Below are 26,884 nucleotides of genomic sequence, written 5' to 3'. Positions count from 1 at the left end.
GCCGTACGACTACCCGGTGACCGTGGGGGCGTCCTCGTCCCCGTAGGCGGCTGCCGCGATCCGGATCAGGGTGCGCAGGAGCGGGTTCGGGTCGTCCGCGTTCCACGCGGCCACCACCGGGCTGGGCTCGACCTCGGGAAGGGGCACGGCCGTCAGGCCGGGCGGCAGCGGGTGGCCGAGCGGGGTCAGGCCCACCGTGCCGTTCCAGAGGACGGCCTGCCGGCACTCCTGCACCGCCCGCACCACCGGCCCCTCCCGGGGCCGGCCGCCGCTCCAGTACGCCGCCCACCGCGCGTCGGTGTCCTCCGGGAAGCGGAACCAGCGGCGCCCGGCGAGGTCGGCGAGGGTGAGGTGGTCGCGGTGGGCCAGCGGGTCGTCGGCACGGAGCACCGCCCCGACCGGGTCGGCCCGCAGCCGACGGACGGTCAGACCGGTCTCGTCGAACGGGCCTCGGGTCAGGGCGAAGTCGACCCGGCCGGTGCGCAGGCCGCAGGTGGGGTCGGTCAGGTCGGCCTCGCGGACGCGGATCTCGACCCCCGGATGCCGGGCACGGAAGGTCTCGGCCAGCCGGACGGCGCCCGGGTCGGTGCCGTCGCCGAGCAGCCCGACGGTGACGACGGCCGGGCCGGCCGCGGCCGCCACCCGGACGCGGGCCAGCTCCGCCCGCTCCAGCAGTCCGCGCGCCTCCACCAGCAGCACCGCACCGGCCGGTGTCGGGCTGACGCCCCGTGGGGAACGCTGCAGCAGCACGGCGCCGAGCTCGGCCTCCAACTGCCGGATCGCCCGGCTGAGCGGGGGCTGGCTGAGGTGCAGGCGGGCGGCGGCCCGGCCGAAGTGACCCTCCTCGGCGACCGCGACGAAGTACCGCAGGGTGCGCAGCTCCATGCTGTGACGATACCCGTGGGGTATCGGCCGTTCCGGAACGGGTCTTGGACGGCCGCACCGGTGCGGCGGTGGAATCGGGGCATGAACCACGAACCGCTTCCCGACCCGGCCGTGCGGGTGGCCGACGCCCGTGAGATCGCCCCGGACCTGCTGCTGGTCCCGGACGGCGGCGTGCCCCTGGTCCCCAACATCGGCGTCATCGGCGGCACCCGGGCCGTCCTGGTGGTCGACACCGGCCTCGGCCCCGCCAACGCCGAAGAGGTGCTGGCCCTGGCCACCGAGTTCGCCCGGGGCCGCCGCCTGTACCTGACCACCACGCACTTCCACCCCGAACACGCCTTCGGCGCCCAGGTGTTCGCGGAGCAGGGCGCCGGCTACCTGGTGAACCGGGCACAGGCCGAGGAGCTGCGCACCCGGGGGCCGGGCTACCTGGAGATGTTCCGGGGTCTGGGCGAGACGGTCGCCCGCCGGCTGGAGGGCGTCGTACTGCCGACCCCGGACCAGGTGCACGAGGACGAGGACGGGTACGAGCTCGACCTCGGCGGGCGCACCGTACGGCTGCGCTCCACCGGCCGGGGCCACACCCGGGGCGACCAGGTGGTGGAAGTGCCGGACGCCGGTGTGCTGTTCACCGGGGACCTGGCCGAGAACGGGCAGTTCGCGATCTTCCCGTGGTTCCCGCCGCACGACGTGGAGGTCTCCGGGGTGGGCTGGCTGGCGGTGCTGGAGCGGCTGGCCGCCGCCGGACACCGCACGGTCGTCCCGGGCCACGGCGCGGTCGGCGGCCCGCAGCTGCTGGCTGAGGTCCGCGACTACCTCCGGGAGCTGCGGGACGAGACCTGGCGGCGGCGCGGGGCCGGACTGGGCGAGGCCGAGACGGCGGCGGAGGTGCGGGCACTGCTGATCGAGCGTCACCCGGAGTGGACCGGCCGGGAGTGGATCGACCGGGGCGTGGGCTGCCTCTGCGCGGAGCTGCCCGGCTGACCGGTGGTACGCCGACGGCCTCCCGGGCGGGGGTGCGGGGAGGCCGTCGGGTGTGGTGAGGGTGGGTCAGGCGGGGAGCTGCGCCTCGATGGCGCTGATGACCTCGGCGGACTCGGGCTCGGTGCGGGGGCGCAGGCGGGCGGTGACGACGCCGTCGGGGGAGATCACGAACTTCTCGAAGTTCCACTGGATCTCGCCGGCGATGCCCTCGGCGTCCGGGGTCTTGGTGAGCTCGGCGTAGAGGGGGTGCTGGTCCTCGCCGTTGACGTCGATCTTCTCGAGGAGCGGGAAGGTGACGCCGTAGGTGGTGGAGCAGAAGGTCTGGATCTCCTCGGAGGTGCCGGGCTCCTGGCCGAGGAACTGGTTGCACGGGAAGCCGAGGACGGTGAAGCCCCGGTCGGCGTACCGCTGCTGGAGGCGCTCCAGGCCGGCGTACTGCGGGGTGAGGCCGCACTTGGAGGCGACGTTCACCAGCAGCAGGGCCTTGCCCTTGTGGTCGGCGAGGGAGGTCGGGGTGCCGTCGAGGGAGCGCAGCGGGATGTCGTAGAGGCTCACGGTGGTCGGTCCTTCGGGTCGGGAGCGGCGGGGGTGGTGGCCGGGAACGGGCCCAGCCGGTGAACCGGTCGTCGGCACACGGTATTCCGTGGCGGCGCGGGCGCGTCAAGCAGGGGCGCGTCAGGCGGGGGCGCCGAAGTTCTGGGTCCACCAGGGGCCGCCGGAGCCGGTGTGGATGCCCACGCCGATCTCGGTGAAGGCGCAGTTGAGGATGTTGGCGCGGTGGCCGGAGCTGTTCATCCAGGCGGTCATCACGGAGTCGGCGTCCTTCTGGCCCTTGGCGATGTTCTCGCCCCAGGTGCTCCACTCGTAGCCGGCCGCCTCGATGCGGGGCTGCGGGCCCTTGCCGTCGGGGTTGGTGTGGCTGAAGAAGTTCCGCGCGGCCATGTCGTCGGAGTGGCCCTGGGCCGCGGCCTGGAGCTTGCTGTTGGCCTTGAGGGGGCCGCAGTTGTTCTTCGCGCGCTCGGTGTTGACCAGGTCGAGCACCCGCTGCTCGGAGGAGGCGGCGCGGGTGGTGGTCGAGGGGGCGGCCGTGGTGCGGGTCGGCGAAGGGGAGGGGGAGGGGGTCGGGCTCGCCGGGCGCGAGGGCGAGGGCGAGGGGGACGGGCTGGGGCTCGCGGAGGTGGGGGCGGCTGGGCTCGGCGAGGGCGAAGGGGGCTCGGTGGGGGAGGCGGCGGGGGCGGGGAGGAAGGGCCCGGAGGTGGCGTCGATGAGGGGGGAGGAGGCCTGGGTGGTGACCGGCGGCTCCTGGTCGGCACCGACCACCCCGACGGCGGCGACCGTCACCACGGCGGTGCCGATCACGGTGGTGATCACCCGCCGCCTGGTCCGGGGTTTGGCCCGGCGGCCGTGGCGTCCGGCCGGGGCGCTGTTGCCGTTATGGCCGGGGGCGGCCCGGCGGAGCTCGGCCCGGCCCGGGCGCGGGGCACCGGAGAGCCCGGAGCCGGCTGACGTGCCGTCAGCGGGGAGGGCGGAGTGTGCAGCGAACAGGCCGGAGGGGTCGACCGAGGGCGGCACGGGCACCAGGGCGAGGCCGGCGAGCAGTCCCTCGGCGGGGAAGAGGCCTTCCCACTGCTGGGAGCAGTACCCGCACTCGCGGGCGTGCCGGGCTATCCGCTTGCGCCAGAGCGCGGACGGGTCGCCGTCCCAGGAGGCGGTCAGCTCGGCCAGGGGCGGGCAGCCGGGCTGGGCGGCCAGCGCGCGGACCACGACCCGGGCGGTCTCCAGCTGACCCTTCATCCGCTGCACCCGGACCGCCGCGTGCGCGGCCGGCAGCTCCATCGCGGCGGCCAGCTCGGTGCGGCTGAGCTCGCCGGCGGCCTCCAGCCACCAGAGCGAGAGCAGCTCGCGGTCGCCCTCGTCGAGCCAGCGGGTGGCGTCGGCCACCTCGCGGCGCTGGCCGGAGAGGCCGAGCCGGACGATGGTGAGGTCGACGAAGTCGGCCCCGGGGTCGGCCGAGTCCCAGGAGGGGTCGATGGGGAGCTGCCCCTGCTGGAGCACCTGGTGGCGGCGGCGGATCTGGTTCATGGCGATGGCCACCAGCCAGGACCGGAAGCTGGTCGGCTCCCGGAGGGCGGGGAGCTGGTCGACGGCGCGGAGCATGGTCTCCTGCACCACGTCGTCGGTGTCGGAGTGGCCCCCGAGGGCCCGGCCGACGATGTTGTAGACCAGCGGGAGGTGGGTGCCGATGAGCTCGTCCGTGGCCCGCTGGTCACCCGCCTGTGCCTGAATCACCGTCTGACCGGTCTGTTCGGCGTGCTGCCTGTCCATCCGCCTGGTTCACCTTCTCCGTCGACCCGTCCGTACTGCCCTGTCGTGATGGGAGATCGGGGGGCCGCCCTCCGATAACGGAAATCGCCCGGGGACCTGGGGGACCCCTGTGCTGTCGGGGAGCGTAGTGGATGCCCGGCGGGGCCCCGGCGGGGGTCCTCGCTAACGCGCAGCTCACGGCTGTGGCCGTGAACACCCCGGCTGTGAAAGGAAGATGAGGACCTGGTGCCGGTTGTGGGCGCAGGGTGGCCGGGGGGCAGCGCTGTGCTGATCGTGTGTCACGGCTCACAGGGGGAGAAATGTGGCGCGGGTCACCTCCGGGGGCGTCCGGCGACCGGGAAGCGGGCGCGAGACGGCCGCCGACGTGATCAGAACCGGCGGTAACGGGGCGCTGACCTGCGGACTCTCCGGAGTGCTTGGAGAACGGCGAGGGCCGCTCCTAGCTTCGAAGGCAGTGCAACGAGCACTTCCCGGGTTCATCCCGAGGCGGGGGCGGTACGCCGGACGCGTACCGCACTGCCAGGAGATTCGCGTGACGTCGAACTGGCCCCCGCCGAGGAGTCTGGTTCCGTGCGCCCGTTCCAGCACCACTTCCAGCACCGGCAACACCAGCACCTCGGCGGCGGACGGCGGCAGCTGCACCGTGCGCGCCGGCGACACCCTGGGCGGGATCGCCGCCGCCAACGGCACCGACACCGCGTCGCTCTGCGCCGCGAACGCCCAGGTGATCGGCGGGGACCCGGACCTGATCCACCCGGGCCAGGTCCTCGCCGTCTGAGGGGACGTCAGGCCGTGAGCCCGTCGAGCAGGGTGCGGCCGACGGGCCAGTCGCCGAGGCCCGAGGAGGCGTTGAGGTGGCCGTGGTCGCCGGCCTCGACCAGCTGGGAGCCCCAGGCCTCGGCGTACCGGCGGGCGCGCTCGGGGGTGCACCACGGGTCGTCCCCGCTGGCGACCAGGGTGCTCGGGAAGGGGAGCGGGCGCAGCGGGACGGGCCGGAAGTTGACCAGTTCGGGGACCTCGGCGGTGTCGATGTCCGGCGGGGCGACCAGCAGGGCGCCGATCACCTTGCCGTCCGGGTTGGCGGCCCAGTGGGCCACCGTGGTGCAGCCGAGGCTGTGGGCGACCAGGACCACCGGGCCCTCGGCCTCCCGTACCGCGCGGTCGAGGGTGGCGACCCAGTCGCCGAGCTTCGGCTCGTCCCAGTCGGCCTGCTGGACGCGCCGGAAGCGAGCCGGGTCGGTGCGCTCCCAGACGCTCTGCCAGTGGTCGTGGTCGGAGTTCTGGAAGCCGGGCAGGACGAGGTAGGTGGGTTCGGTGCTCACGGTGGCGGTCGGCCTCTCTGCGGAACGGTGTTGGACGCGAGACGAGCGTCGTCGGCCGTCCCCTCGCCGGGACCCTATCGGGTGGAGGCTATCCTCCAGGTCTGGACCGGTCGGCGGAGAACGAGGGGGCGTCGGTGGCCGAGGGGGAGCAGCGGATCGGGTCGATCGTCTTCGACGAGCCGGAGGGCGAGGGGCTCGCGGCCGGGGCCGAGGAGCTGGCGGTGGAGCCCGCGCGCCGGGGCCCGTCGCGCCGTCAACTGCTGCTCGGGGCGGCCGGACTGGCCGGTGCCGGGACGGCGGGCTGGTGGTGGAGCGCCTCCGACGGAGGGCCGGTGCCGCCGCAGCAGGCGGAGGCCACCGGGCCCGAGCCGCTCTGGCGCTTCCGCGCCCCGGAGGCCCAGGCCCCGGCCCGGGTGAGCGGGCGGACGGTGGTCCCGATGGTGGTCACCGGCGAGGAGCTCTTCCTGCTGAACCCGGAGACCGGTGCGGTGGCCAAGCGGACGGCGCTGCCCGGCGGCCCGGAGGACACCCTGCTGGCGGCCGGCGACCTGCTCTACCAGACCAGGATCGGCCGGTTCTCCGCACACGGCTACGGCATCGCCCTCGAGTTCGCCAACCCCGCTTCGCTGAACCCGAGTTGGCAGCTCCTGGCGGTCGAGGGGGAGGTGCTGTACGGGCGGACCAGGGACGTCGCGGACGAGAAGCTGTTCGCCCTCTCGACGGTCTCCGGGGCGCTGCTGTGGAGCCGTCCGGGCACGGACCAGGACGGCGGCTACCTGACGGACTTCCAGACGACCGGTGGCGGGCTGTTCCTGCTGGCGCGCAGCACCCGGGACGAGGTGGTGGCCCTGGACGCCTTCACCGGGGTCCGACGCTGGTCGGCCCCGGCCGACCAGGGGCTGAGCTGGCAGGAGGTCGGCAACGACCACCTCTACGTGGCCCACCGCGCCACCGGGATACGGTCGCTGTCGCTGTGGGACGGCAAGGTCGACTGGATCGTGGAGGAGCAGGGCGACACCCGCCCGCTCCGGCCGTGCGCCACCGCCGATGCCGTCTACCTGCTGCGCGACAACGGCCTGGTGAGCCGCAACGAGCCGGCGGACGGCCGCGAACTCTGGTCCCGCCGGCTGCCGTTCCGCCTGGACGCGCGCTGCCGCCCGGTCGCGGTGGAGGGTTGGCTCTTCGTACCGGGGCCGGTGGGCGGGGGTGTGTGCGCGCTGGACGCGCTCACCGGCGAGGTCCGGTGGACCTTCCGGGACGGCGAGCCGGGCGTCCAGTACTGGCGGGCGGCCACCGACGGCCGGTTCCTCTTCCTCGGGCACGACAAGGTGATGTACGGACTGGCCCTGGCCTGACCGACCGTCACCCGAAGTGCTGAAACGGCGCGTGGCGGGGCATGGGGGCGCAGGGCCAAGGGGTAGTCGGGATACGGACTTTCCCCCACGAACGGAGCCCCCCGTGTTCAAGGCCACCACCCCTTCGCGCCTGCTCGCCGTCCTGACGGCCTCGCTGGCCCTGGCCGCCGGCGGTCTCGCCGTCGCCCCCGCCCAGCCGGCCGCCGCGGCCGCCTGCACCGGCGCGGGCTGCAACGGCAAGGATCCGGAGGCCACCGGCTGCGCCAAGGACGGCAAGCTGCTGGAGTCCAAGGCCCTCGACGGGTCCGTGAAGGTGCAGCTGTTCGGCAGCGCCGCCTGCAAGGCCAAGTGGGCCCGCAGCGTGGACGCGCCGAACGGCGGCGCGGTGCTGGTGGCCAACCGTGACTACACGGTGAAGCACATCAGCAAGACCGACGGCGCCCGCCGGTACGTCTGGACCGCGATGGTCAACGGCGGGGCAGCCGCCCGGGCCTGCATCGGCCCGCAGAACAGCGACGCGCTCACCTGTACCGGCCTGCACTGAGGGGTCGGCGAGGGGGGAGGTGAGGGCCGCCGTCAGGGCATGTTGGCGGCGGCCTTCTTGAGCGCCTCGCGGATCCGGGCGTAGGTGCCGCAGCGGCAGACGTTCTCGATCCGGTCGATGTCGGCGTCGCTCGGGCACCTGTTGGTCTTCAGCAGGGCGGCGGCGGTCATGATCTGGCCGGGCTGGCAGAAGCCGCACTGGGCCACGTCGCACTCCAGCCAGGCCTCCTGCACCGGGTGCAGCCGGTCGCCGTCGGCCAGGCCCTCGATGGTGGTGACGGTGCGTCCGGCGCAGTCGGCCACCGGCACCACGCAGGGCTGCACCTCGGCGCCGTCCAGGTGGCTGGTGCAGGCGCGGCAGACGCCCACCCCGCAGCCGTACTTGGGGCCGGTGACGCCGAGCTTGTCGCGGAGCACCCAGAGCAGCGGCATGTCGGCGGGGGCCTCGACCGTCACCGGACTGCCGTTGAGGACGAACTGGTAGCTGGGCACGTGAAGGTCCTTCAGGGGAGTTCGGGGGCTCAGAAGGTGAGCGGGGAGGAGAAGCCGATCGGGAAGCTGCGCGGGCTGGTGCCCGTAGCGCGCGCGTAGGCGTTGGCCACGGCGGCGGCCGCCGCCGGGAAGCCCAGTTCGCCGGCGCCGCCGGGCGGGCCGCTCGGGGGCAGGAAGTGCGCCTCGAAGGCGAGCGGGCTGTGGCGCTGCCTGGCGTACTTGAAGTCGGCGTAACTGCCTTCGCGGATCGCCCCGTTGTCCAGGTGGACACCGGCCCGCAGGGTGACCGAGATGCCGTCGGTCACGGAGCCCAGCAGCTGGGCCTCCAGGCCGCGCGGGTTGACCACCCGGCCGACGTCGGCGGCCATCACGGCCTTGGTGACCCGGGGGTTGGCCCGATCGGAGGCGTCCAGCTCGATCAGGCAGGCGACCGCGGAGCGGTGCTCGGCGTGGTAGGCGACGCCCTGGGCGCAGCCGGGCGGCATCGGGCGGCCCCAACTCCCGGCCTGGGCCACCTTGTCGAGCACCGCGCGGCCGGTGCCGCCGGTCAGCCGGGAGCGGCGGAAGGCCACCGGGTCGCGGCCCAGGGCGCGGGCCAGCTCGTCCAGCATCACCTCGTCGGCGACCCGGACCATGCCGGAGTAGACGGAGCGCCAGCTGCCGGTGGGGATCTCCAGCGGCAGTTCGGAGAGCAGCTGGGTGGAGATCCCGAGGTCGTACGGGACCTCCTGGGTGAGGTCGAAGAAGGTCTGCGAGAAGAGCGCGTCGCCGACCGGCAGGCTGGCCCCGGCGGCGGTGAGCAGCTCGCCCAGGCCGTGCCCGAAGTCGGTCCGCACGGTGGCCACCCGGTGTTCGTAGGTGAGCACCTGGCCGAGGGCGTGGGTGGCCCGGATGCGGTGGTGGCTGGCGGGGCGGACCCGGCCGTGCCGGATGTCGTCGTTGCGGGTCCACATCAGCTTGACGGGCCGTCCGGCCGCCTTGGAGACCTTGGCCGCCTCCAGTGCGGCGTCGTGGAACAGCCGCCGTCCGAAGGAGCCGCCGGCCCGCACCACGTGCACCGTCACCGCCGTTACCGGCAGCCCGAGTTCGAGCGCGATCTGCTCCTGGGCGGCGATCGGGGCCTGCGCGGCGAACCAGATCTCGGCCCGGTCGGCGCGGACGTCCGCGACGGCCGTCAGCACCTCCATCGGGGCGTGGCTGACGAAGCCGAAGTCGAACTCGGCATCCAGGCTGAGGGTGAGCAACGGCGGTACCAGGAACGGCTTGTTGACCGCCCGTAGCCCGGCCCGCACCTGGGCGTCGGAGACGCCCGCGAGCGGACCGGGACGCCAGTCCACCCGCAGCGCGGCCTTGGCCTTGAGGGCCTGGTCGAAGGTCTCGGCGAGGACCGCCACGCCGGTGGGGATCCGCACCACGTCGAGCACCCCGGGCATCGCCCGGGCGGCGGTGTCGTCCAGCGAGCGGACGGTGCCGCCTATGGTCGGCGGGCGCTGCACCACGGTGGGCACCGCGCCCGGCACGTCCAGGTCGCCGGCGTACCTGGCCCGGCCGGTGACGATGTCCCGGGCGTCGATCCGGCCGGTCGGGGTGCCGACCAGGTGCTGGGCCGACTCCGCCTTGGGCGCGGTGGAGACGGCCGGGACGACCACCTTGGCGGCGGCGAGGGCGAGTTCGCCGTAACCGGCCGAGCGGCCGTCCGGGGCGGTGACCCGGCCGTCGGCGGTGCGCAGGGTGCCGGCGGGCAGCTGCCAGCGGAGCGCGGCGGCGGTGACCAGCCGGGCCCGGGCGGCCGCGGCGGCGGCCCGCACCGGCTCGTAGAGCGAGCGCACCGAGTTGGAGGCGCCGGTGAGTTGGGCGAAGAGCAGTTCGGGGCGGGCGGGGGAGAGTGGCACCTCGACGTCGGCGAGCCGGGCGTCCAGCTCCTCGGCGACCAGCATCGCCATCGCGGTGGTGAGGCCCTGGCCGACCTCCAGGCGCGGGAGTTGGAGCACCGCCTTGCCCGCCTCGGTCACCTCCAGCACCAGCAGGTGCGCGGTCGGCAGCCCGGCCAGGATCAGCACGTCCCCGAGGTCCGCCAGCGCGGGCAGGCCGGGGATGCCGCCGATCTGGACCGCCGCCTCGGCCGGCTCGGCCTCCAGCGCCAGTTGGGCGCCGACCGCGAGGGCGGGGGCGGCCACCAGGTAGGTGAGGAAACGGCGGCGGCTGGCCGGCCGGGGAGCGGTGGTGTCCCGCTCCTGCGCTGCGCTGGTGATCGGAGGTGCCTTTCCCGGGGGGTGGAACGTGTTCTCGGAAGGGCCGAAGCATAGGGACGCCGGCGGGAACCGGTCAACATGCGCATGGCGAGGGGCCGGGCGGGGAAGGTGGTGGTGGACTGGAATATGACAGCGGATCAGTCCGCCGCTCCGGCGGATCGGCAGCGATCAAGTCCGGGGCACGGTACGGTCGGTACGTTCCGTGCACGGGAGGTGACGGTAAGGTGGCCGAGCCGCAGCTCTGCCCCGCCTGCGGCGGTGGCCGGGTGACCGAGAAGATCGAGCACACGGTGGAGACCGATGGCCGGGGCGACCAGGTCGCGCGCGAGCACCGGTACCTCTCGCCCTGTGGCCGGTGCGGTGGTACCGGGGAGGTGTGGGGCTGATGCGGCTGGTCTTCGTCTGCCAGGAGTGCGGGGTGCACTACCTGCCGCCGGAGGATCTGCGGTACGGGGACGGCAGTGCGGCGAGCCCGCTCTGGTGCGCCCCGTGCCAGCGGCGGATGGCCGGGCTCGGCATCCGGGAGCCCGCGCTGATGGTGGCGTTCGCGCTGCGGGCCGCCCGGGCGGCGGCCGTCGCGGCGGGCGCGTCGGCAGAGGAGGAGGGCGCGCGACGAACCCGTGCGCGCCGCCCGGCCCGTGCGGGCTCCGGCCCGGGCACGCGGACCCGCCTGCGCTGACCCGCCTGCGCCGGTTGGTCCCGAGCCGACGGGGCGTCAGCCCTGGGCGTCGCGGGCCAGCAGGGCGGCCTGGACGCGGTTGTCGCAGTCGAGCTTGGCCAGGATGCGGCTGACGTAGGTCTTCACCGTGGCCTCGCTCATGTGGAGGCGGCTGCCGGCGTCCGCGTTGGAGAGCCCTTCGCCCAGCAGGTCGAGGACCTGGCGTTCGCGCGGGCTGAGGGCGGCCAGCCGGGCCCGGGCGGTGGTGGCCCGGGCGTCGGCCGCCGGGGTGGCGGCGAGACTGTCGACGATGTGACGGGTGGCGGCCGGGGAGAGGAAGGCGTGGCCGACGGCGGCGGCCCGGACGGCCTGGATCAGCTCGGCCGGGGCGGTGTCCTTGAGGAGGAAGCCGGCCCCGCCGGAGGTGACGGCCCGTAGGACGTTCTCCCGCTCGCCGAAGGTGGTCAGGATCAGCGCCCGGGCGGCGGGCGCGTACCGGGGCAGCTCGGCCAGCGCGCCGAGCCCGTCCAGCACCGGCATCCGGATGTCCAGCAGCAGCACGTCCACCGCGTGCTCACGGGCCAGCTCCAGCGCGGCGCGGCCGTCCCCGGCCTCCGCCACCACCTCGATGTCGTCCTCGCTGGCCAGGATCATCCTGATCCCGGCGCGGATGAGCGGTTCGTCGTCGGCGACGAGGACTCGGATCACGGTGCTGTCTTCCCTCCAGGAGCGCGGCGACGGTCACCCTGCTCAACCGTCCGCACGGTACTGCACCTTCTCCACCAGCACGCCCTCGCGGAAGCAGAGCCGGGACACCTCGCTCTTGGAGAGCCCGTCGGGCTGCTTCTCGGAGAGGAACCAGGAGCAGTCGGCCCCGGCCGGCAGCGGCGGGCCCTGGTGCCGGAAGCCCTCGGTCAGGAAGCCGCTGCCGCGCGGCAGTTGACGGCGGACCTCGTCCTCCGCCTGGCCGACCTGGAGGGAGTCGTAGCGGTCCTGGCCGAGGGTGGTGCCGTTCAGCGAGTCCACGAACTTGACGCCGCCCCAGACCAGCAGCCCCACCAGCACCAGCAGCACCGCGCCGACCGCCGTCGCGCAGCCGAACGCCGGGCGGCGGCGCCTGAGCGGGGCGGCCCCGGCGGGCAGGGTCAGACCGAGGTCGGCCTCCAGGTCCTCCCCGGCCGGGCGGCCGGTGCCGTCGTACGGGAGCACCCCGGCCAGCCGGAAGCCGCCGTCCGGGGTCGCGCCGGTGTGCAGCATGCCGCCGAGCAGCCGGGCCCGCTCGCGCAGACCGGTCAGGCCCTGGCCGCCGCTGACCGGGGCGTGGGCCGGGGCGCCGGGAGCGGCGGGCGGGCAGGGGGTGTTGACCACCTCGACCAGCAGGGCGTCCGGCTCGAAGCGCAGGGCGACGGTGATCGGGGCGCCCGGCGCGTGCTTGTGCGCGTTGGTCAGCCCCTCCTGGACGATCCGGTAGGCGGCGTGGCCGGTGGCGGTGGTGGCGCTGCGCGCGCCCTCGTGGTGGGAGAGCGTCACCTCGGCCCCGGCGGCCCGGGAGGTCTCCACCAGGCGGGGGATCTCCGCCAGGCCGCCGGTCTGCTCCTCCTCGGCCCGCTCGTCCTCGCGCAGCAGGCCGATCACGCCGCGCAGCTCCCGCATCGCGTCGACGGCCGCCTGGCGCAGCACGCCGACCGCCTCGCGCTGACGGTCGGTCAGGGTGCGGTCCACCTCCAGCGCGCCGGTGTGCACCGAGATCAGCGCCAGCTGGTGGCCGAGGCTGTCGTGCATGTCCTGGGCGATCCGGTGCCGCTCGCGCAGCCGGGCCTGACGGGCGATCATCACCCGCTCGCGGAGCAGCTGGGCGTTGCGCTCCTCCAGCGCGGTGAGCAGCGCCCGGCGCTGCGCCCGGTAGCGGCCGAAGACCGCGGGCAGCACGGCGAGCACCAGGAAGGCGCCGGTGGTGACACCGAGCAGGGCGGGCAGCGGCAGGCTGTCCCGCTCGGTGACCAGGTCGTAGCCGAGCATCGCCAGGAAGGCCACCACCGAGGCGACCACCGCGTCCCGGGCCCGGGTGACCCGCCGGCCGAGCGACCACCCGGCCGCGATCAGGGTCGGCAGCCAGGCGCCGACCGGGCCGCAGCCGACCGCGGCCAGCACCAGCACGGTGCGGGGCAGGCCGCGCCGCAGCAGGAAGAGCAGGGCCGCGCCGGAGACGGCCAGCGCGGTGCGCAGCGGCGGGCCGGAGGCCACCAGGTCGAGCAGGCCGGCCAGCAGGCCGGAGAGCACCGCTCCCACGCTCTCGCGGGTGACGGTGCGTCGGGTCCAGGGGCCGGGCAGGACCACCCGCACCAGCCGGGCCCACCAGGCCGCCGCTCGGCCGCCGCCGTCCTCCGGGGTGCCACCGGTCTGTTCCGTGCTGCGCTCGCTCACCCACGCGAGGCTAGACGACGCGGCGGGTGCGGCGGCAGTCGCCGATGGTCGCGGCCCGGGCGCGACGAAAGTCGCGGGACGGAGAGAGGGGGAGCGGGGACGGAAGGAGGGGGCGCGGCGAGGCATTCGGTGGACCTGGTGGCGTGGCGAGGTGGCGGCGGGCCTTCCGTGCGGAAGATGTACTGGTATGGCTTTCGGATCAGTACGCCCCCGGGCCCGGCTCCTGGTGGGTCTCTGTCTGGCCGTCACCGCGGCCGGCTGCGGCTCCCCGTCCACCGCGCCCGGCCGCGACACGGCCCCGCCCCCGGCCGCCGCCCGTCCCGCCGTGCTGCCCGGCCGGGCCGAGCAGCAGGAGCAGCACGAGGTGGCCGTCCCCCGGGCCGCACCGCTGCGCGGGCCCGAACTGGCCGAGGTGGCCCGGGAGTGGGGCCTGGCCGCGCCGCCGCTGCCCGCGCCCGCGCCGCCCGCCGTCAAGCCGCTGCTGCGCGAGGACGGCCCGCACGTCCGGATGCAGGGGGAGGGGATGCCGCCCCTGGTGCGGCGGGTGCCGACCACCGACAAGGTGGTCTTCCTGACCATCGACGACGGGCAGGAGAAGGACCGCCGGTTCAACCGGATGATGCGTGAACTCGGCGTCCCGTTCAGCGCGTTCGTCTCCGGCTACCTGGCCAGGGAGGACTACGGGTACTTCCGGGAGCTGAACGAGCAGGGGGTGCGGGTCAACAACCACACCCTCAACCACAAGGACCTGCGCCGGCTCGGGTACCAGCGCCAGCGCGAGGAGATCTGCGGCCAACAGGACGAGCTGGTACGGGAGGTGGGCCCGCGGCCGGTGCTGTTCCGGCCCCCGTACGGGGAGTTCACCGCGGACACCGTGCGGGTGGCCAAGGAGTGCGGCGTGACGGCGATGCCGCTCTGGAACGAGGAGGCCTTCCCCGACCGGATGGAGTACCGCCACCTCGACCAGCGGCTGCACCCCGGGGACATCATCCTCACCCACTTCCGCGGCCCCGGGGAGTGGGGCGGCTCGATGACCGACCTGGCCCGCCTGGTGATCCGCAGCGCCACCGAGCAGGGCTTCGCGCTGGCCCGGCTGGACGACTACCTGGGCTGATCCGGGCCGACCGGATTTCACCCAACCTGGGTGGCGGGGAGGCGAGTTACCGGTAGGCGGCAGTGCTGATTTCCTGCCCGCACACGACCCGGTTTCCCTTTCGGGCACAGTGCTCCGCGGCAGGCTCAGGTTTCGCTCAAGAACCGCCTGCCGGCCACCGGGCGGTCCTACGTTCTGGAGCTGGCCGCGCACCGCGCCGGCCATTCCCCCGGCATCGCCATGCCGTCGCCGTCCCTACGAGAAGAGGGTCAGCTCCATGCGCACGCGCCACCTGAAGTCCGTCGGCATCTTCGCCGCGGCCGGTTCCCTGCTCACCTTCGGCCCGCTCGCCCAGGCCGCCACCCCCCAACAGCCCGCCCGGCACTGCACGGTGAGCGTCGGCGGCGGTGACATGCGCTGCTTCGACACCTACCGCCAGGCCATCGCGGCCGCCACCAACGGCCTCGTCACCGACGCCCCGCTGGACGTCCGCGCCGCCCTGGCCGACCCCGCCTTCGCCGCGGAGATCGACCGGGCCGGCGCGCAGTCCGCCTCGGCGACCGCCGCGAGCGTGGTGGTCTCCACCGAGTACGAGCACGGGAACTTCGGCGGCGCCAGCCTCTCGGTGACCGCCGAGTCGGCCTGCGGCAAGAGCAGCCACTTCTCCCTCAACGTGCTGACCGGCAGCTGGAACGACTCGATCAGCTCCTACAAGACCTTCAACAACTGCCAGGTCCGGCACTGGGAGCACGCCAACCTGCAGGGCGCCAACACCGGCTACCAGGTGGGCGCGCAGGACTGGATCGGCGACCTGAACGACCGGGCCAGCTCGATCGAGTACACCTACGGCGAGACGCCCACCATCGAGCAGCTGCTCAAGGACTGCGGCAAGGCGACCAGCAGCTGCGACTTCCACCCGAGCGGCAACGCCGACCACACCTACACCGGGGCCCACGAGGTGGCGCGTGGCTACAACTGCTCCACCGTGCCGCAGGTGAAGAAGATGACCTGGACCGACTCCACCACCGGCGAGAACTCGGTTTCCACCGAGATCAGTGTCACGGCCGGGTTCGACTTCCTGGAGAAGTTCGAGGTCAGCTTCAAGGCCAGCTACGGCCACAAGTGGGCGTGGACCGACGCGTTCGCCGACGAGACCGACCTCACCGTCCCGGCGGGCCAGGTGGGTTGGGTGACCCGCTCCACCCACCTGCAGAGCGCGGGCGGCCAGTACGAGCTGCACTACAGCTCGCCGCACTGGGGCCACTACGTCTGGTACGTCAACAACTTCAAGGGCACCGGCCCCGTCCCGCAGGAGGCCGGCGTGGTCACCTGGGGCTCGCGCAAGCTGACCAGCGCGGAGAAGAGCAAGTACTGCAAGGGCGGCAAGTCCTTCGTCACCGCCCCCGTCGAGCGGACGGTCTCCGAGACCGCCGCCCCGGCGGCGCAGCAGGTGACCGCGGTCTCCAGCGGCCGCTGACCCGTCGGTCCCGGGGGCGGAGGTCAGAGGTCTCCGCCCCCGGGACCCTTCCCGTCGTTGCCGCCGACCTTCTTCCCCAGGAACATCACGAAGCCGAAGAGCACCGAGAGGAGCCCGACCGCCCCGGTGAGGGCGCGCTGCAAGGGCGGCAGCGGATCGCCGAACACCAGCACGGCGAAGAAGACCAGGGCACCCGGCACGATCATCGCGGCGCCCACCGCACGGTCGTTGTTCATCCGCACCTCCCGCCGTGGAACTACCCCGTCCGGACACGCTATCCGCCTGGAGGCCTCGGCGGAGCAGAAGTTGACGGATCGTCAGGTCGGGGCGGTCGGAGCCCCCCGGGGCCGTAGCCGGCGTCGCCGATGTTCCCGCCGCCGGGCCCGCCGCCCAGGAGCGCCGCGAGGCCGCCGGCCGCCATCACCGCGGCGCCGACGAGTTGGTTGTCGTCCACCGCCACCCCTCCCCAGCCGGTCCTACCCGATCCGCGGGCAGGTACTGCCCTCCGGCGCGGTGGGATCTGCCGGGGACGGCGAACGGCGCCGCCCGGTGGTTCTCCCGCCGGAGGGGTCAGTGCATGGTGCCGCTGGTGCTGCCGAGGGCCCAGACCAGGAGGGCGACCAGGCCGGCCGACACCACCAGGAGGGCCAGGCAGCCGGAGAGGCCGCCAAGTCGGGGATTCCGCTTCTCGCTCACGGGCCCCATCCCAGCGGGGTGGTCAACGAACAGTCAAGAGCCCAGGTGGAGTTGGGGCGGGAACTCCGAAGTCGGACGCCGGGATCAGTGGGGGGCGGCCGCGCGGCGGAGGGTGGCCTCGGCCTGGTCGAGGTGGGCGGTGAGGTCCGCGCGCAGGGTGGGGAGGAGGGCGAGGGCGGCCCGGGCGGCGTCGGGGGTGGGGGAGGGGTCGGTGTGCACGGCTGTGACGGCGGCGCGCAGCGGCATCGGGGTGAGGGTGGTCTCCCAGGCGGTGCGGTGCTCGCCGGTGGCGTAGCGGGAGGTGAGGTACTCCAGCGGGTCGAGGGCCAGGCCGTCGCTCTCGCCGGGGCGGGCCGGTTCGTGGGAGGGGAGCAGCCAGGCGATGCCGTCGCGGGCGATCAGCTCGAAGGCGCGGTGCTCGTCGGGGACGGCCCAGCGGCCGGTGCCGGTGGCGCCGGTGGTGGCGGCGGTGAGCAGGCGGGTGAGCATGGCCTCCTCGCGGGGGCCGGCGGTGCGCTCCGGGTAGGGGAGGTCGCCGATCATCTGCTCCAGGTGGTAGCGCTGGCCCCAACTGCCCACCCAGCGGCGCAGCGTGCCGGAGCGGGTCCCGCGGATCGCGGCCAGCACCACCGCACGGGCCGTCAGGTCCCGCCGGGCCAGCACCTGCTGGTGTTCGGCGTCCTCGCGGCGCAGCGCGGCGCGGACCTCGGCCACCGAGGGCCCGTCGTACCAGCGGAGCGTCCAGACGCGCCGCTCCGGGTCGTGGAGCGGCTCGACCGTCGTCCGGTGTTCGGCGCCGAGCCGCTCGGCGAGCCTGCGCAGACGTGCCTCGCGCGCGGTGTCACTCATGGCAGTGTCCGTCATGACCGCACCCTAAAGCCGTGCCCTGGCCGGCGGCGCCGCACCGGCCGGGCGACCCGCCGCCGGGCTCACCCGTCCTGCCGCACCCCCGGGTGTGCGGGCCGGGAGTTGACGGACGGTGAGGCGGCCGCTCAGCCGGTGAAGGCTATCCGCTCCAGGTCGAGCGCGCCGGGGCGGGACAGGACCACGGTGCTGGCGCAGCCGGGCAGCGGGCCGCCGGAGAGCGCGGCGTGCAGGCGGGTGGTGGCCCGGCGGTGGCGGGCGAAGGCGTAGGCGGAGACCCGGCGGCCCCGGGCGAGCTGGCCGTGGCGGGCCTGCTGGGGCGTGGAGTCCAGCACCAGCAGGTGCAGCCGGCGGTCCTGGGCGGCTGCGGTGCGGGAGAGCCAGGCTCGGACCCAGGGGAGGGTGCCGCAGTCGTGCACCACCAGCGGGCCGCCGGCCAGCAGGGCGCGGCGCAGCCGTAGGTAGTGGTGCGCGCGGACCAGCGGACGGTAGAGCGCGTAGGGGAGGGCGGCGGGGAGCCGGGCGGCCCAGTGCTCGCGGCTGTGCTGGGAGTCGATCACGGGGGCGGTCGAACAGCGGCCCATCAGGGTGGACTTGCCGCTGCCGGGCAGGCCGGAGACGACCAGCAGGTCTCCGGCCGGGTAGGCCAGGGTGCCGGGGGTGGGCAGGCCGCGCAGGTCGTGCAGGTCACGCGGGCGCAGGGTGGGGCCGGCCCCGGTGTGGCGGCAGGCGGCCCGGGGCTCGCCCGCGCGGCGGTGCTCCTCGGGCCGGACCGGGCCCGGGCTGACGGTCTCGCGCACTGCCCCTCCTTCGCGGCCCTCCCCCTCGCCCCGGCCGGCGGGCCGGTGCCGGGGTGGGCCTTTTACCAAGAAAGGGTAATGGGACCGGCGGACAGCGGGCACTGACCTGCCGGTTCCACGGCGGGCTCGGGACGAAGCCGTGACATCGGCGGCCGGACTGTGGCAGGTCTGTGGCCGATTCCTTACGAGGCGAATGATCTTGGGGTGCCCGATTCATGGCAAGCTGGGCGGTCTCTGACGACGAGACGGCTGGCGGGTAGGGGGCGAAGGCGGATGAGGATCTGCTTCCTGGTGGAGGAGCTGTACCGGAACGACGGCATCCCCCGGGACGTGGTCCGGCAGCTGGCGGACTGGGGGCACCGGGTGGACGTGCTGCGGCCCAGCGGCTCGCTGCTGGCCCTGGACGGGCTGGTGCGCGCGGGCAGCCACGACGTCTGGGTGCTCAAGACGGTCTCCGGCGGGCCGGGCCTCGGCCTGCTGGAGGCGGCCTCGGCGGCCGGTCTGACCACGGTGAACGACGCCCGGGCGATCCGGGTGGTGCGGGACAAGGTGTCGGCCGCGATCCGGGCCGCCGGACAGGGCCTGCCGGTCCCGCCGACCTGGGCGGCGGCCCGGGCGTCCGACCTGGCCGGCATCCCCGGCGACTACTACCCGCTGGTGGTCAAGCCGGCCGAGGGCAGCCGGGGCCGGGCCGTCCGCCGGGTCGATTCGATCGACCAACTCGGCCAGCTGGAGGCGGAGTTCGCCGATGAGGGGATGCTGATCGCGCAGCCCTGGGTGCGCAACTCCGGGATGGACCTCAAGGTCTACAGCGCGGACGGCGAGCTGTTCGCCACCGAGCGGACCTCCCCGCTGGTGGCGGGGGAGCGGCGGGAGCGGGCGGTGCCGCTGAGCGGTGAGGTCGCCGACATCGTGCACCGGATCGGCGAGCTGTACGGGCTCGACCTGTTCGGCGTGGACGTGGTCTTCGGCCCGGACGGTCCGGTGGTGGTGGACGTCAATGACTTCCCGAGCTTCCGTCAGGTGCCGGACGCGGTGCCCCGGGTGGCCCGGGCGGTGCTCAACCTGGCCCGGCGCGGCTCCTCGGTGCCCGCGCCGCGGGCGGTCGTCCCGGTGGCGGGGGCGGTCTGGTGAGGGTCGGGGTGATCTGCCGCGACCAGGGCCACCCGCTGCTGGTCGGTGCGGCGGCGCTGCTGACGGCGGCCGGGCACCGGGTGGAGTGGGGCGCGCCCGACCTGGCCGACCCGGCCGAGGTCTACCTGCTCAAGGCCCGCAGCCCGGCGGCGCTCGGGCTGGCCGCCGAGCTGGAGCGGCGCGGCGCGGTGGTGGTCAACTCGGGCGCCGCGACCGGGAATTGCCAGGACCGGGAGTGGATGGCCGCCACCGCCCTGGCGGCCGGGCTGCCGTTCGTGGAGACCTCGGCGCGGCCGGGGCGCTTCCCGCTGGTGGTGAAGAGCCGGTACAGCCGGAAGCAGGACCTGGTCGCGGCGGCCCACAGCGCCGAGGAGCTGGCCGGGCTGACGGCCCGTTGGCCCGGGGAGCCGCTGGTGCACCAGCCCTTCCTGCCCGGGGACGGCTGGGACCACAAGCTCTGGGTGGTCGGCGAGCAGGTCTTCGGCGAGCTCCGCCGCTCCGAACTGGCGGACGGGGCGAGGGAGTCCGTCCCGCACGCGCCGCGCTGGGCCGAGCTGGCGCTGCGCTGCGGCGAGGCCTTCGGCCTGACCGTCTACGGCGTCGACGTCCTGGAGGTGGCGGGCGAGCCGGTCATCGTGGACGTCAACGCCTTCCCCGGCATCCGCGGCCAGGCGGGCGCCCCGCGGGCACTGGTGGAGCTGGTGACGGGCGGCCCCACCAGTGCGTGAGCGGCTCACCCCCGCTGCGGGACCAGCGTGTCGCCCGTCCGGACGGCGGCGGCCGCGTCGTCCGGACCGACGCCGGCGGCGATCTTCCACTGGCGCACCAGCATGAACAGCCCGTAGCTGGCGATCAGGGCGAGGGCGGGCGCGCCGACGATGTACGCCCACACGTGGCGGATGCCCAGCCGCCGCCCCTCGACGATCATGTAGGCGCCCAGCGCCGCCCAGGTCAGGGCCAGGTCGGCGTAGATGAACTGGGAGGCGAAGGTGGAGGTGGCGTCCCGCATGAAGGCGGAGACGACGCCGCCGGGGCCGGCGTCCGCGTTGCGGACGACGAAGGTGACGGCCATGGCGCCCATCACCGCGGCGCCGATCAGGGCGGAGGTGCCGTACAGAACGCACAGGGCGCGGTCGCGGCCCCGGACATCGCGCAGGCGCATGGTGGGGTTCCTCCTGGTGCTGGGAGCGGTCGGTGGCGGGCCGTGACGGCCCGTCAGGGCATGTAGCGGTAGTCGTCCAGGTCGAAGCCGCGGGCCCGGCGGGCGGCCTCGAAGGTCGAGGCGGGGCGGACCGCCGGGGCGTCGCCGTGCTCGTCCAGGTAGTAGGTGTTGGAGGTGCGGCAGCTGGGGTCGAGGAAGACCGTGCCGCGCTGCCGGCGCAGGGTCTCGCGGAAGGACGCGTCGTGCTTCTCGGGGCGGATCACGGCCTCGGTGGCGCCCCGGCGACGGGCCTCGGTGATGACGCGCACCAGGTGGGTCACCTGATAGTCGATCATCCCGAACCACGATCCCCCGGTGAAGGAGTACGGGCCGACGATGAACCACAGGTTGGGGTAGCCCTTGACGGAGGTCCCCTCGTAGGACTGGAACCGCTCGGTGCGCCAGAACTCCTGGAGGTCGCGCCCCCCGCTGCCGCGGAGCGGGAAGGGCGGCAGGTTGTCCAGCACGTGGAAGCCGGTGGCGAGGACGATGGCGTCGAAGGGCTCCTCCCGGCCGTCGGCGGTGCGGATGCCCGTCTCGGTGATCTCCTCGATGGGCTCGGTGACGAGCTCGACGTCCTCCCGCGTGAAGGTGCGCCAGTAGCCCTTGGCCAGCGAGGGGCGCTTGCAGCCGACCCGGTAGGCGGGGGTGAGCTTGCGGATCAACTCGGGGTCGCCGCCCACCTGGCGGCGCAGGTAGTACTTCGAGGCGGCCTCGCCGGCCCGCACCAGGAAGGGGAAGCGGCGGTAGTGGACCATGCTGATGACGAAGCTGAGCTCGGTGACCGCGTCCGTCATCCGCCGCACGGCGCGCGGGGCCCACGGCGCCCGGCGGAAGAAGCGGCGCACCGACGGGGGCAGCGGGAGGTCGGGCTTGGGCAGCAGCCAGATGGGGGTGCGCTGGTAGACGTGGAGGCTCGCCGCCCGGGGGGCCAGCTCCGGGACGATCTGCACGCCCGAGGCCCCGGTGCCGATGACGGCCACCGCCCGTCCGTCCAGCTCGACGGTGGGGTCCCAGCGCGCGGTGTGCAGCACGTCGCCCTTGAAGCGGTCGAGGCCGGGGATGGTGGGTGTCTTGGGCTTGGTGAGCCAGCCGGTCGCGCACACCACGAAGCGGGCCGACAGCTCGGCGCCGTCGGCGAGCCCGACCCGCCAGAGGTGGCTGTCCTCCTGGTAAGTGGCGCTCACCACCCGGGAGTTGAGGCGCAGTCGGGAGCGCAGCCGGTAGGTCTCGGCGACCTGGTCGGCGTAGTCCTTGAGCTCCTGCCCCGGCGGGAAGAGCCGGGACCAGGAGGGCGAGGGCTCGGAGGCGAAGGAGTAGGAGAAGGCGGAGATGTCGACGGCGATGCCGGGGTAGCGGTTGACGTGCCAGCTGCCGCCGATGTCGTCCTGCTCGTCGAGGATCAGGAAGTCGTCGATGCCCGCGCGGCGCAGTCCGATGGCGGTGCCGATGCCGGAGAAGCCGGCTCCGATCACCAGCACCAGGTGGTCGGGGGATTCGGGTGCGGGCGGTGGGGTCACAGGGCCAGTCCGATCGCCTCGAAGGTGCCGAACACGAGCAGGAGCAGGCAGGTGTGCTCCAGGGCGGGTATCAGGTCCCGGCCGTCGGCGCCGCCGCGGACCCGCCGCAGGGGAGGGAGCGCGGCCGGGACGGCGAGCAGGGCCAGCAGCGCCCAGGGGCGGACCAGGGCGAGCGGCACGGTGACGGCGAAGGCGCCGGCCACGCACCAGGTGTAGAGCCCGCGGGCCCAGGGGGCGCCGAACCGGACCGGGAGGGTGATCTTCCCGGCGGCGGAGTCGGTGGGGATGTCGCGCAGGTTGTTGGTCGTCAGCAGGGCGCAGGCGAGCAGGCCCAGGGGGACGGCGGCGGCCACGGCGAGCCAGGGGACCTCGCCGGTCTGAACGTAGACGGGGAGGCAGACGAAGACGAGGCCGTGGTAGAGGAAGATGCTGATCTCGCCCAGCCCGTGGTAGCCGTAGGGGCGCGAACCCCCGGTGTAGAACCAGCCCCCCAGGGCGATCACCACCGTCACGGCGAGCAGCCACCAGGAGACCGTCGCCGCCAGCGCGAGGCCGGCCGCGGCGCCGACGGCGTACAGGACCGCGCCGTGCCGGAAGACCTCCCGCGGGGTGGCCCGCCCCGATCCGACCATCCGGCCCGGCCCGAGGCGGCCGGCGTCGGTGCCGCGGACGCCGTCGCTGTAGTCGTTGAAGAAGTTGGTGCCCAGCACGAAGCCGAGGACCAGGACCGAGGTGAGCACGGCGCGGGACCAGTCGAAGGGGCCGTGGGCGGCGGAGAGGGCGAAGCCCACCGCCAGGGGCGCGTAGCTGACCGGCAGGGTCTTCAGGCGCGCCCCGAGCACCCAGGTGCGCACGGCACCGCGGGGCGGATCCAGGTGCAGCGTCATTTCTTGGTTCCCACGCCCAGGTAGAGGATCGAGGTGGACCGGGTGCGCACCATGCGCACCTCGTCGATCAGGCCGGCCGAGTAGCGGAGCAGCTGGCCCATCCGCGGTCGCAGGCCCAGCAGCCGGAGCTCGACCCCGTGCTCGCGGGCGGCCCGGGTCAGCCGTTCGCGGTTGACGAAGAGCCGGTGGTCGTGGGTGCCGCGCGGCGGATGCCCGGCGACGGGGATGTTCTCGGCCACGGTGATGGAGACGAAGCGGGCGAGCGCGGTGTCGGCGATGGTGTCGACGACGAGCGTGCCCCCGGGGCGCAGCACCCGGCAGGCCTCCGCGACCACCGCGTAGGGGTCGGGGACGTGCTCCAGGCACTGGCCGGCCGTGACCACGTCGAAGTGCTCGTCCTCGAACGGCAGTTGGGCCACATCGGCGCGGAAGACCTCGGCGAAGCCGTGCCGCAGCGCCTCGCGCAGCGACAGCTCCGACAGGTCGACGCCGACGGCCCGGTACCCCTTCGCCACGGCGTGCGGGCCGAACAGGCCGCCACCGCAGGCGATGTCGAGCAGCCGGGCGTCCCCGTCGCGGGCCGGCGGGACGAACTCGGCCCGGGCGCGGGCGATCCAGCCCAGCGGTGCGAGCGCCCCGCGCGGGTCCCACCACTCGCCGGCCAGGCCGTCGTAGTCGGCGATGAAGTCCTTCCTGATGCCGGGGGCCGCCGGCCGGGGCTCGGGCTGCTGGTGCACGGCCAATTCGACTTCTCCTCCGGAATTCGGCGGTGGGGGTAATCGGAATTTCGCGTTCCTGCACGATTACGGTCAAGGATCACGTGAACCTGACACCACGTTAGGCGCCCGGACCCGGCCCACGGCCCGGCGCGGGGGGACCTTGTCAGGTTCACGAGATCTGATGCGCCGGGTGCCGATCGTGGTCTAACGTAGCGCCCGCAATCGACCGGCCGACCGCACGGAAAGGGCGAAGCAAGTGAAAGAATTCGGTCAGGATTTCGGACGCACCTCCGTCGTCGTCCCCCGGAAAGTGGTCCGGGCGGACGCGGACGGGCCCGTCGAGGAACTCATGCGCGAGGCCGCCGCCAACGGCCGCGACATGGTGGTGCGCGGCGCCGGGCGGTCCACCAACACCCAGACGCTCTCCCCCGACCTGGTGCTCGACAACTACCGTCCCGACGTGACGCCCCGCTTCGTCGGGGGGGATCATCACGTCGAGGTGGACAGCGGCATCACCTGGCTCGAACTGGAGAAATGGCTCAACCGGCACGGCCGGGCCAATCCGGTCCTGCCCAGCTATCTCGACATCACCATCGGCGGGAACCTCTCCGTCGGCGGGTTCGGGCTGGCCTCGGTGCGCTCCGGAATTCAGAGCGACCAGGTCGTGGAGATCGAACTCGTCGACGGAGCGGGACGCACCCGCCGCTGCTCGAGCCGGGAGAACGGCGAACTGTTCCGCTACGCCCTCGGCGGCCTCGGGCAGGTGGGCTTCATCAAGACCGTCGTCCTGCGCACCGTCGCCCACAGCCCCGTCTCCCGCGCCGCCAGGATCGAGCACACCGGCGCGGACGAGCTCGTCGCCTTCATGCGCGGCGGAGCCCAGGACCCGGGCGTCTCGAGCTACTTCGGGATGTTCGAGCGCGAGGCGTGGTACTCCTTCGTGACCCTGGACGAGGACGCCCCTGGCCCGGCCGAGGCCACCCAGGTCATGCCGGTGCCCGACTACATCCTCTACAGCCACCAGGAGACCGCGAAGGTCCTGCACCACCTGCTGGAGGAGGACACCCACGCCAACCTGTGGGTCGACCACGTCCTGGACGAGGAGCACTTCCCCGCGTTCGTCCGCAGGGTGCAGGAGGCGATGGCCGCCCCGCCGCTCGCCGACACCCTGGTCGCCCTGTACTTCCTGGTCGTCCGCCGCCCCGAAGCGGCCACCCGGTTCGTGCTGGCCCCCGTGGTGGACGCCCCCGTGCAGTACCTGGTGGGCATCTTCGCCGCCACACCGACGGCCGACTCCGAGGGCATCGCCGGGACCAGGCGCGTGCTGCGGGACCTGCTCGAAGCCTGCGCCGAGGCCGGGGGCCGCCCCTACCTCTACGGCACCCACGACTTCGACGCCGAGCTGCTCCAACAGATCTATGGAGCAGCAGAGTTGGAGCGACTGCGCGAACTGCGGGCCGAGCTCTCCCTGACCCACTTCAGCCGGCGCGCCTTTGGGGACTTCCGGCTGTAGTCCCGACCGCGACGACCATTAGAAGGGCACCCCGTGCAGACCATGGACACCGACTTCGGCCGCTCCCTCCGCCTCGTCCCGCACACCGTCCGGCGGGTGGGCGAGGACGGCACCGCCGAGGAGCTCATGCGGCAGGCGACGGCCACCGGCCAGGACGTCGCCGTGCGCGGCAACGGCCGCTCCTGCAACACCCAGACGCTCACCGACGGAACCCTCCTGGACAACCGGCGGCCCGGCACCGCGCCGCGGTTCGTGGACCTGCCCGGCGAGGAACACCTCGTCGAAGTCCCCACCGGCATCACCTGGTTGGAACTGGAGGAGTGGCTGGCCGGACACGGCCGGGCCGTCGCGGTACTGCCCAGCTACCTCGACCTCACCGTCGGCGGCACCCTCTCCATCGGCGGCTTCGGCCTCGGCTCGCTGCGCCACGGACTCCAGATCGACCAGGTCGTGCGGATCGAGCTGGTCGACGGCGGCGGCCGTACCCGGCGCTGCTCGCCCGAGGAGAACTCCGAACTCTTCCGGTACGCCCTCGGCGGCGTCGGCCAGGTCGGCCACCTCACCACGGCGGTCCTGCGCACCGTCGCCCGACCCGCCGTCACCCGGGTCACCCGGGTCGAGCACACCGGTCTGGCCGACCTGGTCGCCCACTTGCCGCGGGTGGCCGCCGACCCGCGGGCCGGGGGCTACTTCGGCATGTACGACCGTCAGGCCTGGTACTCGCAGATCTCGCTGGCCCCCGGGGCGGACGAGACCGGGCTCGCGACGCCGGTGATGCCCGTGCCCGACTACACCGGCCTGCTCCACCAGGAGGTCGCCGGGCACCTCGCGCCGCTGATCGAGGCGCCCACCCACGCGAACCTCTGGGCCGACTACGTCCTCGACGAGGCGGGTCTGCCCGGCTTCACCGCCGTGCTGGAGAAGCTGATCGCCGGGTCCCCGCTGACCGAGAGCCTGATCAGCCTCTACTTCCTGGTCATCCAACGACCGGCCCCCGCAACCCCGTTCGTCCTCGCGCCGGTCCTGGACGCACCCGTCCAGTACGGCATCGGGGTCTTCGCCTCGGCCCCCGTCGACGCGGCGGAGCTCGTCTCGGGAACGCGGCACGCGCAGCGCCGCCTGCTGGAGGCCTGCGCCGAGGCCGGCGGCCGCCCCTACCTCTACGGCGCGCACTCCCTCGACCGGGAGCTCCTGCACACCTTCTACGGCAGGCCGGCCCTGGCGCGGCTGGAGGAACTGCGCACCGAGCTGGCCCTGGGCAACTTCGGCCGCCGCGGCTTCGGCGGGGCCCGCCCCTAGGCCAGGCCCTGGGGTCCCCCGCGGAAGGGCTCCACGCCGACGATGTGACGGACCTTCACGGGGCGGACGACGACGGCGACCCGGTGCTCGCCGGGGACCAACCATTCGTAGCGCTCGGTGCCGAGGTACTTGCGGGCCAGCCGGTCCATCCGCTCGACGGCCTCCGGGCCCTCGACGAAGCGGCTGACCACGCCGCTGATCTGGACCCGGTCGTAGGGGTCGGCCGGGTCCGCGTGGGAGAGGTAGACGCGCGGGTCGCGGCGGAGGTTCTCCTCCTTGACGCGCCCCGCCGAGGAGTTGAAGGTCAGTTCGCTGTCGCCCTCCAGGTCCACCCACATCGGGCTGACCTGGGGGGAGCCGTCGGCGTTCACGGTGCCGACGTACCAGAAGTTCGGGGCCAGCAGCCGGGCGCGGACCGCGTCTTCGAAAGTCATGGTGATC

The 26,884-nt window shown here is 74.0% G+C and carries 29 protein-coding genes; 12 read left to right on the top strand and 17 right to left on the bottom strand.

All coding sequences use genetic code 11. The features are described from left to right. Positions 1–9: 9 nt before the first annotated feature. Complete coding sequence (locus ACZ6ZR_RS27225) at positions 10–885, bottom strand: LysR family transcriptional regulator (RefSeq protein ID WP_465646599.1); 876 nt, start codon at positions 883–885, stop codon at positions 10–12. Positions 886–966: 81 nt separating this feature from the next. On the opposite strand from ACZ6ZR_RS27225, the gene ACZ6ZR_RS27220 reads away from it, so the two are divergent. Beyond that, positions 967–1,869 carry an MBL fold metallo-hydrolase gene (locus ACZ6ZR_RS27220; protein ID WP_465646597.1) on the top strand — a complete coding sequence of 301 codons (903 nt, stop codon included), beginning with the start codon at positions 967–969 and terminating at the stop codon, positions 1,867–1,869. A 66-nt stretch (positions 1,870–1,935) separates the two neighbouring features. Here the strand turns inward: ACZ6ZR_RS27220 and ACZ6ZR_RS27215 are convergent, their stop codons facing one another. Together ACZ6ZR_RS27215 and ACZ6ZR_RS27210 are read right to left on the bottom strand one after the other, a co-directional pair. After that, positions 1,936–2,424 carry a glutathione peroxidase gene (locus ACZ6ZR_RS27215; RefSeq protein WP_465646595.1) on the bottom strand — a complete coding sequence of 163 codons (489 nt, stop codon included), beginning with the start codon at positions 2,422–2,424 and terminating at the stop codon, positions 1,936–1,938. Positions 2,425–2,544: 120 nt separating this feature from the next. After that, positions 2,545–4,194, bottom strand: a complete 1,650-nt coding sequence (locus ACZ6ZR_RS27210; protein ID WP_465646593.1) for a sigma-70 family RNA polymerase sigma factor — start codon at positions 4,192–4,194, stop codon at positions 2,545–2,547. Positions 4,195–4,726: 532 nt separating this feature from the next. Here ACZ6ZR_RS27210 and ACZ6ZR_RS27205 point away from each other — a divergent pair. Beyond that, entirely contained in the window at positions 4,727–4,972 is a 246-nt protein-coding gene (locus ACZ6ZR_RS27205) for a LysM peptidoglycan-binding domain-containing protein (protein WP_465646591.1), read from the top strand. A 7-nt stretch (positions 4,973–4,979) separates the two neighbouring features. Here ACZ6ZR_RS27205 and ACZ6ZR_RS27200 read toward each other — a convergent pair whose 3' ends face one another. Next, positions 4,980–5,516, bottom strand: coding sequence for an RBBP9/YdeN family alpha/beta hydrolase (locus tag ACZ6ZR_RS27200; RefSeq protein ID WP_465646589.1), 537 nt, complete (start codon positions 5,514–5,516; stop codon positions 4,980–4,982). Positions 5,517–5,650: 134 nt separating this feature from the next. Here ACZ6ZR_RS27200 and ACZ6ZR_RS27195 point away from each other — a divergent pair, with 134 nt between their 5' ends. Next, positions 5,651–6,871: an outer membrane protein assembly factor BamB family protein gene (locus ACZ6ZR_RS27195; RefSeq protein WP_465646588.1), complete on the top strand. Its 1,221-nt coding sequence runs from the start codon at positions 5,651–5,653 to the stop codon at positions 6,869–6,871. A gap of 103 nt (positions 6,872–6,974) precedes the next feature. Further along, positions 6,975–7,415 (top strand): DUF2690 domain-containing protein, encoded by a 441-nt coding sequence (locus ACZ6ZR_RS27190; RefSeq protein WP_465646586.1) that lies wholly within the window; start codon positions 6,975–6,977, stop codon positions 7,413–7,415. A gap of 32 nt (positions 7,416–7,447) precedes the next feature. Here the strand turns inward: ACZ6ZR_RS27190 and ACZ6ZR_RS27185 are convergent, their stop codons facing one another. Together ACZ6ZR_RS27185 and ACZ6ZR_RS27180 are read right to left on the bottom strand one after the other, a co-directional pair. Continuing rightward, entirely contained in the window at positions 7,448–7,906 is a 459-nt protein-coding gene (locus tag ACZ6ZR_RS27185) for a (2Fe-2S)-binding protein (RefSeq protein WP_465646584.1), read from the bottom strand. A 29-nt stretch (positions 7,907–7,935) separates the two neighbouring features. Next, positions 7,936–10,083 (bottom strand): xanthine dehydrogenase family protein molybdopterin-binding subunit, encoded by a 2,148-nt coding sequence (locus ACZ6ZR_RS27180; RefSeq protein WP_465646582.1) that lies wholly within the window; start codon positions 10,081–10,083, stop codon positions 7,936–7,938. 299 nt (positions 10,084–10,382) lie between these two features. Here ACZ6ZR_RS27180 and ACZ6ZR_RS27175 point away from each other — a divergent pair, with 299 nt between their 5' ends. Both ACZ6ZR_RS27175 and ACZ6ZR_RS27170 read left to right on the top strand, forming a co-directional pair. After that, complete coding sequence (locus tag ACZ6ZR_RS27175; protein ID WP_465646580.1) at positions 10,383–10,544, top strand: hypothetical protein; 162 nt, start codon at positions 10,383–10,385, stop codon at positions 10,542–10,544. Further along, on the top strand, positions 10,544–10,837 hold the full coding sequence (locus tag ACZ6ZR_RS27170; RefSeq protein WP_465646578.1) for a hypothetical protein: 294 nt from the start codon (positions 10,544–10,546) through the stop codon (positions 10,835–10,837). Before ACZ6ZR_RS27175 ends, ACZ6ZR_RS27170 begins: the two co-directional genes overlap by 1 nt. Before the next feature lie 36 nt (positions 10,838–10,873). Here ACZ6ZR_RS27170 and ACZ6ZR_RS27165 read toward each other — a convergent pair whose 3' ends face one another. Continuing rightward, entirely contained in the window at positions 10,874–11,524 is a 651-nt protein-coding gene (locus ACZ6ZR_RS27165; protein WP_465646576.1) for a response regulator transcription factor, read from the bottom strand. 42 nt (positions 11,525–11,566) lie between these two features. After that, complete coding sequence (locus tag ACZ6ZR_RS27160; protein ID WP_465646574.1) at positions 11,567–13,240, bottom strand: sensor histidine kinase; 1,674 nt, start codon at positions 13,238–13,240, stop codon at positions 11,567–11,569. A gap of 187 nt (positions 13,241–13,427) precedes the next feature. On the opposite strand from ACZ6ZR_RS27160, the gene ACZ6ZR_RS27155 reads away from it, so the two are divergent. Together ACZ6ZR_RS27155 and ACZ6ZR_RS27150 are read left to right on the top strand one after the other, a co-directional pair. Then, complete coding sequence (locus ACZ6ZR_RS27155) at positions 13,428–14,354, top strand: polysaccharide deacetylase family protein (RefSeq protein ID WP_465646572.1); 927 nt, start codon at positions 13,428–13,430, stop codon at positions 14,352–14,354. 256 nt (positions 14,355–14,610) lie between these two features. Continuing rightward, on the top strand, positions 14,611–15,810 hold the full coding sequence (locus ACZ6ZR_RS27150; RefSeq protein WP_465646570.1) for a hypothetical protein: 1,200 nt from the start codon (positions 14,611–14,613) through the stop codon (positions 15,808–15,810). A gap of 23 nt (positions 15,811–15,833) precedes the next feature. Here ACZ6ZR_RS27150 and ACZ6ZR_RS27145 read toward each other — a convergent pair whose 3' ends face one another. The 4 genes from ACZ6ZR_RS27145 to ACZ6ZR_RS27130 all read right to left on the bottom strand — a co-directional run bounded on the left by ACZ6ZR_RS27145 (position 15,834) and on the right by ACZ6ZR_RS27130 (position 18,170). After that, positions 15,834–16,046, bottom strand: a complete 213-nt coding sequence (locus ACZ6ZR_RS27145) for a hypothetical protein (RefSeq protein WP_465646568.1) — start codon at positions 16,044–16,046, stop codon at positions 15,834–15,836. A 334-nt stretch (positions 16,047–16,380) separates the two neighbouring features. After that, on the bottom strand, positions 16,381–16,506 hold the full coding sequence (locus ACZ6ZR_RS27140; protein ID WP_465646566.1) for a hypothetical protein: 126 nt from the start codon (positions 16,504–16,506) through the stop codon (positions 16,381–16,383). A gap of 84 nt (positions 16,507–16,590) precedes the next feature. Beyond that, positions 16,591–17,370, bottom strand: coding sequence for a hypothetical protein (locus ACZ6ZR_RS27135; protein WP_465646564.1), 780 nt, complete (start codon positions 17,368–17,370; stop codon positions 16,591–16,593). 128 nt (positions 17,371–17,498) lie between these two features. Then, on the bottom strand, positions 17,499–18,170 hold the full coding sequence (locus tag ACZ6ZR_RS27130; protein ID WP_465646562.1) for an AAA family ATPase: 672 nt from the start codon (positions 18,168–18,170) through the stop codon (positions 17,499–17,501). 273 nt (positions 18,171–18,443) lie between these two features. Here ACZ6ZR_RS27130 and ACZ6ZR_RS27125 point away from each other — a divergent pair, with 273 nt between their 5' ends. Next, entirely contained in the window at positions 18,444–19,304 is an 861-nt protein-coding gene (locus tag ACZ6ZR_RS27125; RefSeq protein WP_465646560.1) for an ATP-grasp domain-containing protein, read from the top strand. Next, the gene (locus tag ACZ6ZR_RS27120) at positions 19,301–20,032 is read left to right on the top strand and encodes an ATP-grasp domain-containing protein (protein ID WP_465646558.1); all 732 of its coding nucleotides are present in this window, start codon (positions 19,301–19,303) and stop codon (positions 20,030–20,032) included. Before ACZ6ZR_RS27125 ends, ACZ6ZR_RS27120 begins: the two co-directional genes overlap by 4 nt. 5 nt (positions 20,033–20,037) lie before the next feature. Here the strand turns inward: ACZ6ZR_RS27120 and ACZ6ZR_RS27115 are convergent, their stop codons facing one another. Genes ACZ6ZR_RS27115 through ACZ6ZR_RS27100 form a run of 4 tightly spaced genes read right to left on the bottom strand, consistent with a single transcriptional unit; the run spans position 20,038 to position 23,649 of the window. Next, positions 20,038–20,466, bottom strand: a complete 429-nt coding sequence (locus ACZ6ZR_RS27115) for a DUF2834 domain-containing protein (RefSeq protein WP_465646556.1) — start codon at positions 20,464–20,466, stop codon at positions 20,038–20,040. A gap of 53 nt (positions 20,467–20,519) precedes the next feature. Next, the gene (locus ACZ6ZR_RS27110; protein ID WP_465646554.1) at positions 20,520–22,025 is read right to left on the bottom strand and encodes a flavin-containing monooxygenase; all 1,506 of its coding nucleotides are present in this window, start codon (positions 22,023–22,025) and stop codon (positions 20,520–20,522) included. Beyond that, the gene (locus ACZ6ZR_RS27105; RefSeq protein WP_465646552.1) at positions 22,022–22,912 is read right to left on the bottom strand and encodes a 1,4-dihydroxy-2-naphthoate polyprenyltransferase; all 891 of its coding nucleotides are present in this window, start codon (positions 22,910–22,912) and stop codon (positions 22,022–22,024) included. The genes ACZ6ZR_RS27110 and ACZ6ZR_RS27105 overlap by 4 nt, the downstream gene beginning before the upstream one ends. Continuing rightward, the gene (locus ACZ6ZR_RS27100; RefSeq protein WP_465646657.1) at positions 22,909–23,649 is read right to left on the bottom strand and encodes a methyltransferase domain-containing protein; all 741 of its coding nucleotides are present in this window, start codon (positions 23,647–23,649) and stop codon (positions 22,909–22,911) included. The genes ACZ6ZR_RS27105 and ACZ6ZR_RS27100 overlap by 4 nt, the downstream gene beginning before the upstream one ends. A gap of 238 nt (positions 23,650–23,887) precedes the next feature. On the opposite strand from ACZ6ZR_RS27100, the gene ACZ6ZR_RS27095 reads away from it, so the two are divergent. After that, a complete protein-coding gene (locus tag ACZ6ZR_RS27095; protein WP_465646550.1) occupies positions 23,888–25,144 on the top strand; it encodes an FAD-binding oxidoreductase in 1,257 nt (418 codons plus the stop codon). Positions 25,145–25,186: 42 nt separating this feature from the next. After that, complete coding sequence (locus ACZ6ZR_RS27090; protein WP_465646655.1) at positions 25,187–26,443, top strand: FAD-binding protein; 1,257 nt, start codon at positions 25,187–25,189, stop codon at positions 26,441–26,443. Here the strand turns inward: ACZ6ZR_RS27090 and ACZ6ZR_RS27085 are convergent. Next, positions 26,440–26,877 carry a TIGR03618 family F420-dependent PPOX class oxidoreductase gene (locus ACZ6ZR_RS27085; protein WP_465646548.1) on the bottom strand — a complete coding sequence of 146 codons (438 nt, stop codon included), beginning with the start codon at positions 26,875–26,877 and terminating at the stop codon, positions 26,440–26,442. The two genes, ACZ6ZR_RS27090 and ACZ6ZR_RS27085, sit on opposite strands and share 4 nt — an antisense overlap. Between the last annotated feature and the right edge of the window lie 7 nt (positions 26,878–26,884).

The organism is Kitasatospora sp. NPDC088742 (genome assembly GCF_055584905.1).
Note: the sequence above shows the minus strand (reverse complement) of the source record. Positions and strands in the feature narration are given on the sequence as shown.

What these genes read in the sequence shown, in the direction of transcription:
- ACZ6ZR_RS27225 (WP_465646599.1), bottom strand. Translation starts at nt 885, where the DNA reads ATGGAGCTGCGCACCCTGCGGTACTTCGTCGCGGTCGCCGAGGAGGGT.
- ACZ6ZR_RS27220 (WP_465646597.1), top strand. Translation starts at nt 967, where the DNA reads ATGAACCACGAACCGCTTCCCGACCCGGCCGTGCGGGTGGCCGACGCC.
- ACZ6ZR_RS27210 (WP_465646593.1), bottom strand. Translation starts at nt 4,194, where the DNA reads ATGGACAGGCAGCACGCCGAACAGACCGGTCAGACGGTGATTCAGGCA.
- ACZ6ZR_RS27170 (WP_465646578.1), top strand. Translation starts at nt 10,544, where the DNA reads ATGCGGCTGGTCTTCGTCTGCCAGGAGTGCGGGGTGCACTACCTGCCG.
- ACZ6ZR_RS27155 (WP_465646572.1), top strand. Translation starts at nt 13,428, where the DNA reads ATGGCTTTCGGATCAGTACGCCCCCGGGCCCGGCTCCTGGTGGGTCTC.
- ACZ6ZR_RS27150 (WP_465646570.1), top strand. Translation starts at nt 14,611, where the DNA reads ATGCGCACGCGCCACCTGAAGTCCGTCGGCATCTTCGCCGCGGCCGGT.
- ACZ6ZR_RS27145 (WP_465646568.1), bottom strand. Translation starts at nt 16,046, where the DNA reads ATGAACAACGACCGTGCGGTGGGCGCCGCGATGATCGTGCCGGGTGCC.
- ACZ6ZR_RS27135 (WP_465646564.1), bottom strand. Translation starts at nt 17,370, where the DNA reads ATGACGGACACTGCCATGAGTGACACCGCGCGCGAGGCACGTCTGCGC.
- ACZ6ZR_RS27125 (WP_465646560.1), top strand. Translation starts at nt 18,444, where the DNA reads ATGAGGATCTGCTTCCTGGTGGAGGAGCTGTACCGGAACGACGGCATC.
- ACZ6ZR_RS27115 (WP_465646556.1), bottom strand. Translation starts at nt 20,466, where the DNA reads ATGCGCCTGCGCGATGTCCGGGGCCGCGACCGCGCCCTGTGCGTTCTG.
- ACZ6ZR_RS27105 (WP_465646552.1), bottom strand. Translation starts at nt 22,912, where the DNA reads ATGACGCTGCACCTGGATCCGCCCCGCGGTGCCGTGCGCACCTGGGTG.
- ACZ6ZR_RS27090 (WP_465646655.1), top strand. Translation starts at nt 25,187, where the DNA reads ATGGACACCGACTTCGGCCGCTCCCTCCGCCTCGTCCCGCACACCGTC.
- ACZ6ZR_RS27085 (WP_465646548.1), bottom strand. Translation starts at nt 26,877, where the DNA reads ATGACTTTCGAAGACGCGGTCCGCGCCCGGCTGCTGGCCCCGAACTTC.